The following is a 13659-nucleotide window of genomic DNA, read 5'->3' as shown; positions in this document are numbered from 1 at the left end:
CGGACCTTCACTTTCCGTCGCTGGCGCGCGTCTCTTTCGAGGCGCCGTCAGTCGACGACCGAAGCGGCAGCTCCAGGGTGAACTTGGCTCCGTCACCTGGCTCGCTGTCGACGCGAATCGAACCGCCGTGGGCGATGGCGATCTGCTGGGCGACATACAGGCCGATCCCGAGGCCGCCGTAATTCCCGTCGGGAACGGCGCGTTCGAAGCGGTCGAAAATTCGAGTCTGGTCCTCGGGCGCGATGCCGCTGCCGTGGTCTCGAACGACCACGTGCGCGAGTTCTCCTTCGCGCTCGACGCTCATTTCGATGGGCCGGCCGTTTCCGAACTTCACTGCGTTGAGGAGGAGGTTGGTGACCACCTGCTCGACGCGCTCGCGATCCCAGGCGCCGACGACGGGCTCATCCGCGTCGACGATGAGCTTCGAACCCGAGCGCGCGATCGGCCTCGCGTGCGACTCGGAGGCATCGCGGACCAGCTCGACCATATCGAAGGTCTCGCGCTCGAGATGGATGAAGCCGTCGCGGATGCGCGACGCGTCGAGGAGCTCGTCGACGAGGCGCCCGAGGCGACGATGCTGGCGTTCGAGCTGATCGAGCCCTCGCATGAGCTCGTCGTTCTGTGGAAGGGGCGTTGCCAGGCGGCGGAGCAATGCCGTCTGCAGCTTCGCGCTCGTCAGCGGCGTACGCAGCTCGTGCCCCGCGATGAACAGAAAGTCGTCGCGCGCGTGGATGGCGTCCGTGGCTTCGCGATAGAGGCGTCCGATCTCGAGCGCCAACGCGGCACGTTCCGCCAGGTTCTCGAGCAGCGCCTGATCTTCGACGTCGTAGGGGCTGCACGGCCTGTCGCGAAGGAGCGTCGCCACGCCGACGACACGGTTGTCGACGCGCAGCGGAACGACGAGGATGCTGCCGACGTCTTCGAGGTAACGCAGGTACGCGACGGGCCTCATGCGACGGAGCACCTCTTCGGTCACCACGGGAATCATCAACGTGCGCCGCGTGCGAAAGACCTCGGCGGTGATTCCTTCCCTGACGCGTTGAACCGTCTCGAAGGCCTCCTGCAGGACGTTCAGGCGCACCGGATCGCGATGGTAGACGGCGACCGGCTCCAGCCATTCGCCGTCGGGCGAGACGACGCGAATCGCGCACGCGTCGCCGATCAGATCGGCCATGCGCCGTACGACTGTTTCCATGATCGCGCGATAGTCGACGCCGGCTTCGGCGAACGCGAGGGACGCGCTCGCCAGCCATTGAACGTGCGCGGCGTAACGCGCGACGGACTCGATGTCTTTCTCGGTGGTCTGGCGCGGAGTCAGGACGACGACCGCGCCGGCCGGTGCGCCCGTTTCGTCAGCGAGCGCGTGAACCAGCGCCGTGCAGCGGACGCCGTCCACCATGCCTTCCGCTCCACCGCTGTTGGTGACGTTCGACAGGACGCGTCGAACGACGTTCGAGAGCCAGAGCAGCGTGCCGGGACAGGACGCGAAGTTGTAGCCTGGACGGAGCGCGCGACCTTCGCTGCCACCGAGGACGGCGCTCGCCGAGGCGATGACTCCTTGCAGGTCGACCGTGAGAACCGCGAGCGGAACGCCGATGGTCAGCAGTGACGAGTTCTCGCGCTCGAGCGCGCGACCGTCGTTGCGGGAGGGCGGCTCCGCCATGTGCGAAAGCTAACCATGGCGTGACCCGCTCGCTGGTTCTCTCGGTCTCTCGATTCGAGAGCTCGGGCGATCAGCCGATCGCGCAGAAGCCTTCGTAATCGATGTAGCTCGTGATGGTCGGGGTCGGACCACACGCCGGGCAGTTCGGATCGCGACGCAGCTTGAGCTCGCGGAACTTCATGCCGAGGCTGTCGTACGTGAGAAGGCGGCCGACGAGCGGCTGTCCCTGACCGAGCAGAAGCTTGATGGCTTCCGTCGCCTGGAGGAGGCCGACGACGCCGGGCAGAATGCCGAGAACGCCAGCTTCCTGGCAGCTCGGAGCGAGGTGCGGAGGGGGCGGCTCCGGATAGAGGCAGCGATAGCAAGGACCAGGCTCGATCCCGAGCTTCTTCGCGGCGCTGGTCGGGACGAACGTGGTCAGCTGACCGTCGAAGCGGAAGATGGAGCCATGGACGACCGGCTTTCCGAGGAACACGCTCGCGTCGTTGACGAGGTAGCGCGTCGGGAAGTTGTCGGTGCCGTCGATGATGACGTCGTACTCGCCGAAGATCCGATCGACGTTCGAGCTGTTGACGCGCTCCTTGTAGCCGACGACCTTCACGTCCGGATTGAGGTCCGAGATCACCTTCTCGGCGCTCTCCACCTTCGACATGCCGATGCGGCTCGTCGCGTGGAGGATCTGGCGCTGCAGGTTCGAAGCGTCGACCGTGTCTGCGTCGACGAGACCGAGCGTGCCAACGCCGGCCGCGGCGAGGTAGAGGCCCGCGGGCGAACCGAGACCACCGGCGCCGATGAGGAGCACCTTGCTCTTGAGGAGCTTCGCCTGACCGGCCTCACCGACCTCGGGGAGGAGAAGGTGACGCGAGTAGCGATCGCGCTGCGACTCGGTCAGCTGGGGCGGCGTATCCATCGGATAGCCGAGGTCCTTCCAGCGAACGAAGCCGGGGTTGGCCGTCTCGACGTTCGTGTAGCCGAGCTCGGCGAGCGTCTTGGCAGCGAGCGCCGAGCGCGTTCCGCCGGCGCAGTAGGCGACGATCTTGGTGTTCTTGTCGGGGATGCGTCCCTCGACCTGAATCTCCAAGAACCCGCGCGGAATCGAGATCGCGCCCGGGATGAAACCGGCGCGGTACTCCTCCTTCTCGCGGACGTCGAGCAGCAGATAGGGCTCCTTGGCGAGGAGCCGGCGCTTGAGCTCATCCAGCGAAACTTCACGGGTTTCACGGCGAACACTCGCGATCAGATCGGTGTACGTGGTGGGCGGCATGGCAGTGTGTCCGTTATAACGGATCGTTCGCCGACCCGCCATCGGCAGGCGCGACCGAACCGAAGAAACATCCGAAGATCGGATGCTCCGAATGCCCACATGGGGTCACGCTCGTGCTCGCTCGAGCGCCGAACGACGCGAATTCGCGGCGATGCCGAACCTCAGCCAGGGAACTCGACGCGAAGACGGGTGACGAGCGCGCGGCCGTCCATGGGACGACCGGAATCAGGGCCCGTGCATGCGCTCGCGAACGAGCGGAAGCGTCGTGCGATCGATTCGTCGGTCACGACGTGAAGCACGTCTTCGAGCACGCGACCGAAGCCGTAGACGTCGTCACGCGGCTCGCTCGCCCGGCCTGCCATGCGCTCCGGTGACACGTAGCCGAGGCTGCCCGGAGGACTCGGCTCGCCGATCTTCTTCGCGGTTCCGAAGTCCGTGAGGATCGGAGCGCCGCCCCGTGCGACGAGCACGTTGGCCGGCTTCACGTCATGATGGACCCAGCCGGCGGCGTGGACGCGCGCGAGCGCCGAGGCGAGGGGAAGCGCCCAGCGTTCGATGGGCAGGAGCTTCGTCAGATCTTTCCGGTGAATGTGCTCGCGGAGCGTGCCGAGCGAGGCCCACTCGAGCGCGAGCCAGCCGTGATCGGGATCGACGTCGAACACGCGAACCACGCCGGGGCCTTCGAGTGCGACGGCGACCCTCGCCTCGTGAGCGAGCTGCGCGCGATCGCGCTCCGGCTGGTGATAGACCTTGAGCGCCACGTGACGACCGAGCTCGCGGTCGACGGCTTCGTAGACCGCACCGGCGCCGCCGCGACCGACCTCACGGAGCAAGTCGAACGGCGCATCGGGCTCGCGCGTGACGACGGTGACGCCGCTCGTCGTCGCTTTCTGTTCGACCTCGAAGCCGAGCGCCGTGCGAAAGCGTCGATGCCGCTCACGGGCTCCGTAGTGATCGAGATCGCGCAAGAGTACGCGTTCGATGAGCGCGAGCGCCGTGGCGACGTCGCCCTTTTGCTCGGCGAGATCGGCGCGAAGGACGAGCGCGGCGGACGAGCCTGCATTGGCCAGCACGCGTGTGGCGGCCTCCGGCTCTCCGCGATCGACCATCGCCGATCCGAGCGCGAGCAGCAGCGGCTCGGGCAGGGGACGAATCTGCGACGTGCGCGCGAGCTCCTCGACGGCACGTGCTTCGTCGGGCGTCCTTCGCAGTTCGGCGAGCAGCGCAATGGCTTCGTCGCTCGTGGGGCCGCCGGCGAGCCCTGCGCGTGTGAGGCGGGCGATGTCCGGCGGCAGGCCGGTTCCGAGGGGGTCGACCGGCGCTTGCGCGGCCGGGGCCGGCTTCGCGATGACGGGCTTGATGGTCGCCGTCGTCGTCGTGGTCGCCGGGCGCGCGCTCTCCGGGCTCTCCGGCTTGCCTTTCAAGAACGACCAGAACCCCATGACGCGCTCCCCAATGTGGCACGACTCGAAGGCGGCGTGGCGAGCTCCCATCGCCGCCGCCGTAGCCGCCGAGATTGCTGGTGAATTCTACTTATGGAAGCGCGGCCGTGGAAAAGGCAGTCTAGCCCGCGTGGACGGTTTCTCGACAACGCGTCGAACGATCGGTCGACATGCGCGAACGGGGCGTTCCTTCTGATACGCTCGCGTTTGAAGCTTCGATGCAAAATCGTCTATCGGTTTTCGCGCTGCTCGCAGCGGCCGCGGCTGGTTGTTCCGCCCTGGTCGATACGAGTGGCCTGTCAGGCGGCGACGTGTCGCCCGGCCTCACGGGAGCCGACGCCTCCGCGGGACCCGACGCCGGTGGTGGAGATGGCTCGCCATCGAGCGATGGCGGACCGTTCGATGACGGCGGTGGAGGGAACGACGCTTCGGATGCGGACGGTGAGGGTGGATCGTCCGGCTATCCCGACCCTGTCGTCATCGTTTCGGGCGCTGGTATCGCCGCGCCGTCAGGCAACGCGCAGCAGCAGCACCTCGTCTTCGTGAAGCCGAACGACACGTATTGGTTCTTCACGCTGTCCGGGACGAAGGACTTTGCCGCGTTCTCGTCGAAGGACTTCAAGAGCTGGTCGTCGGCGCACACCTTGGCGATGCCCGTCGCGCACGGCAGCGACGGTCGAAACGTCGGCATCGCCGCGATGCCGAACGCGGCTGTCGTGCATGCCGCGATCGCGTGTTTCGACGGCTCCGGCGCAACGCACGTGCATGCGCGGGCCACACTGCCGAGCGACGTCATCGCCTTCGACGCCCCTCGTACAGTGAGCAGCATCGGCGCACCGAAAACCACCGTCGGCGGTCCGGCGACGACCATCCTCACCGCGGGCGGCAACATCGTCGTCGATGCGCTCGATCTCGTCTCCGATGGGGGCACGTTCAACGGGGCCGTTTGGCGTTTCGGCTCCGAATCCGGAACCAGCTTCTCGTCGCAAGCTCCCATCCAAGACGAGTTCTATTTCCCGAAGAGTTGGATCAATGCGCAGACGCTCGTTCCTCTCACCTCGGGCGGCCTTCTCTGGGTCGCTGAGAACGCAGAGGCGGAGCCTGACCCTCCGAACCTCGCGTTCGGGGTGTATGCGTCGGGTTCCTGGACCGGGGGCGCGGTCTTCGCGGTCGATGCGACGCAGAACTACAACGACTGGTCGGTGTTCCGCGTGAGCGACACGGAGATGCACGCCGTGCGCTACGCGGCATCGGTCGGTTTCGAGCACGCCAGGTTCACGGGCACGACGTGGCAGCCCGGTGGAACGATTCCGGCGATGACGCCACTCGTCGGAGGAGGCCTCGTGCTCGTCGGCGAGGGCAGCACGTTCTCGCTGTACGCGATCGACGTCGGCGCCGCGCGCACGGTCAAAACCGTGGCGTGGGACGGCACGAAGTGGGCCTCGAGCTGGCACGACGTGACGACGAAGGCGGCCGTGAGGACCTTCCTCGGCGGAATGTCGACGCCGGGCCACAAGGCCGTCTACTGGACGCAGGAAAACTCCGGCGCACTCGACGTGGTCGGAGTTTCGATTCCCTGACGTCGATTCGAAGGCGCCCTCAGCGCGCGCGGGCGCGGTCGAGCATCGCGTGCAAGAGCACGTTGCAGCCGGCCTCGAGGTGCTCCGGCTTCGCGTCTTCGATCTCGTTGTGGCTGATGCCGTCTTTGCACGGCACGAAAATCATGCCGGCCGGCGCGAGGCGAGCCATGTACACCGCGTCGTGCCCGGCGCCCGACACCGCGTTCATGTACGAGTAGCCGAGCTTCTTCGCGCCGCTCTCGACGGCGTCGACGCAGCCCTTCTCGAAGGGGCAGGGCGGGAAGTACGAGACCTGCTCGAGCGAGATCGACAGGCCCGATTCCTCGGCGGTCTTCGCGATGAATGCGCGGATTTCGGCGTCCATCTTGTCGAGGCGCTCGCTGTCGACGTTGCGAAGATCGATCGAGAAGGACACACGCCCGGGGATGACGTTGCGGCTGTTCGGGAAGTTCTGCACGAAGCCGACGGTGCCGCGCCCGTAAGGCGGATAGCGGAGCGCGATCGCCACCGTCTCCTGCATGATGCGCGCGGCCACCTGCAAGGCGTCTTTGCGGAGGGCCATGGGCGTGGGGCCCGCGTGGGCTTCCATGCCGTTGACCACGCAGTCGTACCAGCGCAATCCGAGCACACCGGTCACGACGCCGATGGTCACGTTCGCATCTTCGAGCACCGGGCCTTGCTCGATGTGAGCCTCGAAGTACGCGCCGAGCGGATGCTTCCCCGGCTCTTCGTCACCCACGTAGCCGATGCGTTCGAGCTCCTCTTTGACGGTCTTTCCCTCGACGTCCTTCGCGGCGTAGACCGACTCGAGGCTGAACGCGCCGGCGAACACGCCCGAGCCCATCATGACGGGGACGAAGCGCGAGCCCTCTTCGTTCGTCCAGAAGATCACCTCGATCGGCGCGTCGGTCTCGATGCCGTGGTCGTTGAGCGTCCGAACGACCTCGAGGCCAGCGAGCACGCCATAGTTGCCGTCGAACTTGCCGCCGGTGGGCTGCGTGTCGATGTGGCTTCCGCAGGCGATCGGTGGGAGGTTCGGGTTCTTGCCCGCGCGGCGCATGAACACGTTTCCGATCTTGTCGATCGTGACGGTCATGCCGGCCTTCTTGGCCCACGACACGACCAGATCACGGCCCTGACGATCCAGATCGGTCAGCGCCAAACGGCACACCCCGCCTTTCGGCGTACCGCCGATACGTGCAAGTTCCATCAACGAGGTCCACAGGCGATCTCCGTTGATGGCCAAGTGAGTTGCGGCGCGATCTGCGGCGTGATCCGTCGACGTGCTGGGCGAGCTCATGCACCCATCGTACGCGTGCCTTCCGTGCGGCGCGAGCGTGAAGGACGCGTGACGCGATGCTTCCGAGCTACTTCGATTGCGTTGCTTGCGTCACTGGCGACGACGCGTTCGGCGAGCGCGTGAGGAAGTCGTACGTGGAGACGCATTCCTCGGGAACGAGCGTCTCCATCACCTCACGCAGGCTTTTCTTCGTAGCGAGCGTGTAGACGAAGAGCGCGCCGACGCCGGCGAGGCTTCCGCGGCCGAGCCACTTCGCCGTCTTCTGCATGCCCTTCTTCGCGAGTGCGCGCGGCCTATTTCCCGCGCGTGCGCCGGGCACTGGATCGCCAGCGCCTCAGCGCACGGAAGCGATCGATCCACGTCGCCTCAGGGGCACGCCTTCCAGCGGAGCGGCTCTTTCGTGGCCTTGAAGTGGCGGTACTCGGGGTTCGCTTGGAGCTTGCCGCCGCTGCGGTCGATGTCGAGGGTGTGGAGCATCGAGCCGTCCGCCGCGCGCGGATAGAGCACGAGGCCTTCGAGCTCGATCGTCGAGATGTTGATGGTGAAGAGGTCCATCACCATGCCGGTGGCGAGATGGATCTTGCCGACGGTCTTGTTCGCGTCGTCCATCGAGAAGTAGAGGAGCCCCTTGTAGACCTTCCCACCCTGGATGCGCCCGAGCGTCTTCGAGAGCGCGATGTCGTGCTTGAACGTCATCGTCGCGAGGTCGAAGACGTGGATGACCGGCGTGGTGGTCCACTCAGCCATGTATGCGAACCCGCGCGGACCGTCGACGGCGACCCACGGAACGCCTTCGCTCTGCAACGTCGTCGGGATGTCGTACTGAGTTCCGGCCTGGAGCGAGGCCGCATCGTAGAGAACGATCTTGGGGTGCTTGTAACCGTTGCTGTCTTCGATGGGCGCGTAGATCGTACCGTTCCAGACGTCGATGTCGCCGATGTGATCACTGCCCGCGAGCATCAGCTCGCCGGGGATCGCGAGCGCGTTCGACTTCTTGCTCGCAAGGGTGACCGGGTCGGTGATGTCGAAGCCGTAGTTGCCTGAGAAGTAGACGTTCGTCCCGTCCGTCGCGACGCCCTGGGAGCGAACGGGAGCGGTGGTGATCGCGAATTTTTCCAACGCACCGCCGGCCGTGTAGGCCTCCGCGTCGAAGACGGTGATGAACGCCTTGAGGCCGTCGGCGGCGGCGGGGAGCGTCTTGCCGGGCGCGTTTGCCGCGACGAACGCGTTGATCTCCTCGGCCGTTGCCTGGATGAGCGCCTTGGCCGTGCCGCCCGCCGTGACCTTCGGCAGCGTGATGCCGTTCGCCGCGTTGTTGTCCTGGTCGAGGGTTTCGAGGAGACCGACGAGCACTTTGACCGGATCGGTGTCGTCGCACGTGACCGAGGCCGCCAGCTGGTACGGCGTGAGAATCGCGGCGCCCTTCGGCTCTCCGAAGATCATGTCGCCGAGGCTGAACTTGATCGTGTTGCCGTCTTCGTACGTGAACTTGCCGGTCGCGTCGGTCGTGCCCTTCGTATCGCCCGACGCGTAGTCGAGGCCGACGATCGGCGCGCCGTCCGCGAAGAGGAGCTGGCCGTCCTTCGTGATCGCCTTGTCGGGCTGATCGGGGATCGGATCGTCGGTCTTGTTCGTCGTGGTCGGCGGCGTCGTGGTCGACGAGCTCGGCGACGGGGACTCGGTTCCTTCCCCCGAACCCGACGACGCGCAGGCGCCTACGGCCGCTCCGAGAAGCGTGACGATAGCGAGAGAAGCTTGACCAAGCCTGCGCGAGACCGACATGGGCCCACACAGTAGTTCGCGGCCGAAAATAGACCCGTCATTTCTTTGTCTCGGGATCGAAAATAGCGCGTGATTTGCGGCTCGGAAGGCGCGCTCAGGTGCTCACGAACCGGATCGCCGGTGCACCACCCCGCGTCGTGGCGATGGCGTCACCCGCGAGAAGTGTCGTCTGTCCCACGAGTTCGACGTCGCCCTGGAACGCCGGGTGCCGCGCGAGCAGCTCCACCCAACCGTCAGGACCGGCAACCAGCTCGAATCCGAAGGCGGGCAGGTTCGTCGGGCCGAGCGTGGCGAGATACCGCTGACCGGCGACCTCGATCTCGATGGCACCCGGCAGCGCCTCGCTCGGCGTGATTCGTAGAGGGACTTCGCGTCCGAGCTTCAACTCGAGGCCCTCGTGGATGGGAAAGGTGCCCGCGAGGTTCACGCCCCGGAGCTGCGTGCCGTTCCGGCTCTCGAGATCGCGTACCACGACGGCGTCGCCCTCGCGGAAGATCCGGAGGTGCTGGCGGCTGATGGCGTTGGAGCTGACGCGGATGGTGCCCTCGCTCCGGCCGATCACGATCTCGCGTCCGAGCACGAGCCGGACGTGGCTCTCGCCGATCTCGACCTCCACGATGGGCGCCTCGATCTTGCGGGCGCGCAGTCCGTTGGCGCGCTCTCGGAGCGACGTCTCGTCGACACGCACGCCGAAGTCTCCGTTCGACGTCTTGTGGATCTCGCGCAGGAGCTCGTCGAGCGCACCGAGCGCTTCGCGCCGTCGGCCGCACGCGATGAGCAGGTCGACGTCTTTCGTGCGGTCGTCACGTGCGCGGGAGATGCGCTCCTTGTGCTGCTCGGTCGACAAGAGGAACTCGAGGCGCTCGACGTCGCCCGCCGCCTGGAGCGCCCGCGCTTCGCCCTCCTTGTCGCCGGCGCGCGCATAGGCTTCGGCGGCCCTGAGCGGCTCGCCGACCGCTTCGAGGTCCTTCGCGGCCTCGAGCACGTCGTGGCGAGCCACAGCGCTCACGGTCGCGTCGCCGGCAAGCGCGAGCAGGAGCTCTGCCCGCTTTCTTCGGGCTTCGTTGTGGATGTCCGAGTCGGCCGGTGCGAACTGGCGGGCTTGGGCGAAGAACTGGAGGCGCGCCCGCGGATCGGTCTCGCTGTCGCCGCGGAGGAGGATGACCCGCGCGGCTTCCTCCGGCAGGTCGGCCTCGCCGTAGAGCTCAGCTGCCTTGGCGAGGTCCCCTCGCAGCTCGGCGGCCTGAGCGGCCGTCGCGGCGCGTCCTTTTCCGAAGAAGCGGTCGAAGAAGGTCGGCATTCGGCGGACCCACAGTCTGCCACAACGCTGCAACTCCTGGTGCCCCTGCGATCGGACGGACGGCGTCACCCTCTCGAAAGGCCGGCGTGAACGTCACCACGCACGTCGGTGCTGCGAGCCCATTGACGTATCCCGTCGCATCATCGACGCTTTGTCCCCAAACATGGCGAACCAGAACAGGCTCGGTGAGCTGCTCGTTCGAGAGAAGCTGATCTCGCTCACGCAGCTGCGGCAGGCGCAGGACGAGCAGAATCGCTCCGGGCAGAACCTGGGTTACACGCTGGCGAAGCTCGGCTTCATCAGTGACCAGGAAATCACCAACTTCCTGTCTCAGCAGTACCGCGTCCCGACGATCAATCTCGAAGAGTACGAGATCGACGCCGAGATCCTGAAGCTGGTGTCGAAGGACCAGTGCGAGAAGCACCGGGTCATCCCGGTCTCGCGCGCGGGTAGCTCGCTCATCGTGGCGATGGCCGACCCGACGAACCTCCACGCCATCGACGACCTGAAGTTCCTCACCGGCTACAACATCGAGCCGGTCATCGCGAGCGAGGCGGCCATCCTCGCCGCCGTCGAGCGTTATTACTCGGTCGGCCCCTCGTACGAGGAGGTCATGGCCGGCTTCGACGAGTCGGAGATCGAGTTCACCGGCGACGAAGAAGATCTCAACGCCCTCGAGCTCGAGCGCGCCAGCGAAGACGCTCCCGTCGTTCGTCTCGTGAACATGATCCTGCTCAACGCCATCAAGAAGGGCGCGAGCGACATTCACATCGAGCCCTACGAAAAGCGGCTCCGCGTGCGTTACCGCGTCGACGGCGTGCTCGTCGAAGAGATGACGCCGCCCCTCAAGTTGAAGAACGCGATCGTCAGCCGTCTGAAGATCATGAGCTCGCTCGACATCGCCGAGCGCCGGCTCCCGCAAGACGGTCGTATCAAGCTGAAGCTCGGCAAGGGCCGCGAGATGGACTTCCGCGTGAGCATTCTTCCGACCCTGTGGGGCGAGAAGATCGTCATGCGCCTCCTCGACAAGGGCAACCTCCAGCTCGACATGACGAAGCTCGGCTTCGACGTGAAGCCCCTCGAGGACTTCAAGTGGGCCATCAACCAGCCCTGGGGCATGGTGCTCGTCACGGGGCCCACGGGTTCGGGAAAGACGACGACGCTCTACTCGGCGCTCAGCGAGCTCAATCAGCCCGACACGAACATCAGCACCGCCGAAGACCCGGTCGAATACAACCTGCACGGCATCAACCAGGTGCAGATGCAGGACTCGATCGGCCTGAACTTCGCCGCGGCGCTCCGCTCGTTCCTCCGTCAGGACCCCGACATCATCATGGTCGGCGAGATCCGTGACTTCGAGACCGCGGAAATCGCGGTCAAGGCCGCGCTCACCGGCCACATGGTTCTCTCGACGCTCCACACGAACGACGCTCCGGCAACGATCTCGCGTCTCCTCAACATGGGTGTCGAGCCGTTCCTCATCACGGCGTCGGTCAACCTCGTTCTCGCCCAGCGTCTCGCGCGTAAGGTGTGTGGCGACTGCCGGCAGCAGATCCAGATCGACCCCGCGGCGCTGCAGGAGGTCGGCTTCACGCCGGCGCAGATCCAAGCCGCGCCGGGTCGTCTCGTGAAAGGCTTCGGCTGCCGCACGTGCAACGGCACGGGCTACAAAGGCCGCGTGGCTCTCTACGAAGTCATGCGCTTCAACGACACGCTCAAGGAGCTCGTTCTCCAGGGCTCGTCGACTGCGGAGCTCAAGGCCGCCGCGATCAAGCAAGGCATGATGACTCTCCGAATGTCGGGCATCGGCAAGGTGCTCGACGGAGTCACGACGACGGAGGAAATCCTCCGCGTCACGATGGCAGACTGACGCCTATGCCGTTCGGATAAACAGACATCCATCAAACACCGATGGATTCGACCCGAGATTTTTCACAGGAAGGTCGGAAGGTCGGAAGTCTTTTTGGCGGAGAGGGCAAGTCGACACGGCGTCGTCATCGGGGCATTCAATTCCCTAGCAAGCGCAGTTTGGCGCTTACGCCGGGCGATTTTTAAATCCTTCCGTTCTTCCTACCTTCCTGTGAAAATTCTGCCTATCCGAAGGGCATTGCGACTAACGCGCTGGCTGATATGCGCCGACTGAGTCGAAGGAATCGAGAAGGAATCAAGGCATGACCCAGGCTGGCGAACTCAAGGTCAATCTCCACCAGCTCCTCAAGGCGATGGTCGAGAAGGGCGCGAGCGACATGCACATCACGGCAGGCGCGCCGCCGCTCCTGCGCATCGACGGCGAGGTCATTCCGCTCAAGCTGCCGCCGCTCACCCCGGTCGACACGAAGCAGCTCTGCTACTCGATCATGACCGAGGAGCAGAAGATCTCGTTCGAAAAGGACAGCGAGCTCGACCTCTCGTTCGGCGTGAAGAACCTCTCGCGTTTCCGCGCCAACATCTACCTGCAGCGCACCACGATCGCCGGCGCGATTCGAACGATTCCCTTCAAGATCCTCTCGTTCGACGAGCTCGGTCTGCCGACCGTCATCTCGGACATCGCGAACAAGCCGAACGGCCTCGTCCTCGTCACCGGACCCACCGGTTCGGGCAAGAGCACCACGCTCGCGTCGATCATCGACAAGATCAACAGCGAGCAGCGGATGCACATCCTTACGATCGAAGACCCGATCGAGTACTTGCACCCGCACAAGATGTGCGTCGTGAATCAGCGCGAAGTCGGCTCGGACACCGCGTCGTTCAAGGGCGCGCTCCGTTACGTTCTTCGCCAGGACCCCGACGTCGTGCTCGTCGGCGAAATGCGCGACCTCGACACCATCGAGGCCGCGCTGACCATCGCCGAAACCGGTCACTTGGTCTTCGCCACGCTCCACACGAACAGCGCGGTGTCGACGATCAACCGTATCATCGACGTCTTCCCGCCCCACCAGCAGGACCAGATCCGCAACAAGCTGTCGTTCGTTCTCCAGGGCGTCATCACCCAGCAGCTCTTGCCGCGCGCCGGTGCGCCGGGCCGCTGCCTCGCCATGGAGATCCTGGTGCCGAACCCCGCCATCCGGAACCTGATTCGCGAGAACAAGGTCCATCAGATCTACGGTCAGATGCAGGTCGGCCAGGACAAGTTCGGCATGCTCACGCTGAACCAGTCGCTCCTGAACCTCTACATGCGCCGCTTCATCACGCTCGAGCAGGCGCTCAATCAGTCGATCGAAGTCGAAGAGTTGAAGAACATGATCGAGGCCCGCGCGAAGGCGGGGCATCCGATGCCCGGGCGCTGATTGCCCGCGAACTCGCCGTTCGTGATCTGGCCCTTGAAGGC

The 13659-nt window shown here is 65.5% G+C and carries 10 protein-coding genes; 3 read left to right on the top strand and 7 right to left on the bottom strand.

From position 1 onward, the window contains the following. Positions 1-7: 7 nt before the first annotated feature. The 3 genes from AKJ09_RS48145 to AKJ09_RS48135 form a co-directional block, all read right to left on the bottom strand. Complete coding sequence (locus tag AKJ09_RS48145) at positions 8-1663, bottom strand: GAF domain-containing sensor histidine kinase (protein ID WP_146654601.1); 1656 nt, start codon at positions 1661-1663, stop codon at positions 8-10. A gap of 70 nt (positions 1664-1733) precedes the next feature. Beyond that, a complete protein-coding gene (gene moeB / locus AKJ09_RS48140) occupies positions 1734-2927 on the bottom strand; it encodes a molybdopterin-synthase adenylyltransferase MoeB (protein WP_146654600.1) in 1194 nt (397 codons plus the stop codon). A gap of 161 nt (positions 2928-3088) precedes the next feature. Further along, positions 3089-4420: a serine/threonine-protein kinase gene (locus AKJ09_RS48135; RefSeq protein ID WP_146654599.1), complete on the bottom strand. Its 1332-nt coding sequence runs from the start codon at positions 4418-4420 to the stop codon at positions 3089-3091. 167 nt (positions 4421-4587) lie between these two features. Here AKJ09_RS48135 and AKJ09_RS48130 point away from each other — a divergent pair, with 167 nt between their 5' ends. Next, positions 4588-5949, top strand: coding sequence for a hypothetical protein (locus AKJ09_RS48130; protein WP_146654598.1), 1362 nt, complete (start codon positions 4588-4590; stop codon positions 5947-5949). A gap of 19 nt (positions 5950-5968) precedes the next feature. Here the strand turns inward: AKJ09_RS48130 and AKJ09_RS48125 are convergent, their stop codons facing one another. The 4 genes from AKJ09_RS48125 to AKJ09_RS48110 form a co-directional block, all read right to left on the bottom strand. Then, entirely contained in the window at positions 5969-7249 is a 1281-nt protein-coding gene (locus tag AKJ09_RS48125) for a Zn-dependent hydrolase (protein ID WP_146654597.1), read from the bottom strand. 67 nt (positions 7250-7316) lie between these two features. Then, positions 7317-7568: a hypothetical protein gene (locus tag AKJ09_RS48120; protein ID WP_146654596.1), complete on the bottom strand. Its 252-nt coding sequence runs from the start codon at positions 7566-7568 to the stop codon at positions 7317-7319. A gap of 47 nt (positions 7569-7615) precedes the next feature. Beyond that, positions 7616-9031: a hypothetical protein gene (locus AKJ09_RS48115; RefSeq protein WP_146654595.1), complete on the bottom strand. Its 1416-nt coding sequence runs from the start codon at positions 9029-9031 to the stop codon at positions 7616-7618. Positions 9032-9125: 94 nt separating this feature from the next. After that, entirely contained in the window at positions 9126-10331 is a 1206-nt protein-coding gene (locus AKJ09_RS48110; protein WP_146654594.1) for an FHA domain-containing protein, read from the bottom strand. A 163-nt stretch (positions 10332-10494) separates the two neighbouring features. Between AKJ09_RS48110 and pilB the strand changes: the two genes are divergently transcribed. Both pilB and AKJ09_RS48100 read left to right on the top strand, forming a co-directional pair. Next, positions 10495-12201 carry a type IV-A pilus assembly ATPase PilB gene (gene pilB, locus AKJ09_RS48105; RefSeq protein ID WP_146654593.1) on the top strand — a complete coding sequence of 569 codons (1707 nt, stop codon included), beginning with the start codon at positions 10495-10497 and terminating at the stop codon, positions 12199-12201. A gap of 301 nt (positions 12202-12502) precedes the next feature. Next, a complete protein-coding gene (locus AKJ09_RS48100) occupies positions 12503-13618 on the top strand; it encodes a type IV pilus twitching motility protein PilT (RefSeq protein ID WP_146654592.1) in 1116 nt (371 codons plus the stop codon). Positions 13619-13659 lie beyond the last annotated feature (41 nt).

The organism is Labilithrix luteola (assembly GCF_001263205.1).
Classification (GTDB): Bacteria; Myxococcota_A; Polyangia; order Polyangiales; family Polyangiaceae; genus Labilithrix; species Labilithrix luteola.
Note: the sequence above shows the minus strand (reverse complement) of the source record. Positions and strands in the feature narration are given on the sequence as shown.

Bases quoted from the DNA above. Each gene is read 5' to 3' on its own strand.
- AKJ09_RS48145 (WP_146654601.1), bottom strand. From the start codon at position 1,663: ATGGCGGAGCCGCCCTCCCGCAACGACGGTCGCGCGCTCGAGCGCGAG.
- moeB (WP_146654600.1), bottom strand. From the start codon at position 2,927: ATGCCGCCCACCACGTACACCGATCTGATCGCGAGTGTTCGCCGTGAA.
- AKJ09_RS48135 (WP_146654599.1), bottom strand. From the start codon at position 4,420: ATGGGAGCTCGCCACGCCGCCTTCGAGTCGTGCCACATTGGGGAGCGC.
- AKJ09_RS48130 (WP_146654598.1), top strand. From the start codon at position 4,588: ATGCAAAATCGTCTATCGGTTTTCGCGCTGCTCGCAGCGGCCGCGGCT.
- AKJ09_RS48125 (WP_146654597.1), bottom strand. From the start codon at position 7,249: ATGAGCTCGCCCAGCACGTCGACGGATCACGCCGCAGATCGCGCCGCA.
- AKJ09_RS48115 (WP_146654595.1), bottom strand. From the start codon at position 9,031: ATGTCGGTCTCGCGCAGGCTTGGTCAAGCTTCTCTCGCTATCGTCACG.
- AKJ09_RS48110 (WP_146654594.1), bottom strand. From the start codon at position 10,331: ATGCCGACCTTCTTCGACCGCTTCTTCGGAAAAGGACGCGCCGCGACG.
- pilB (WP_146654593.1), top strand. From the start codon at position 10,495: ATGGCGAACCAGAACAGGCTCGGTGAGCTGCTCGTTCGAGAGAAGCTG.
- AKJ09_RS48100 (WP_146654592.1), top strand. From the start codon at position 12,503: ATGACCCAGGCTGGCGAACTCAAGGTCAATCTCCACCAGCTCCTCAAG.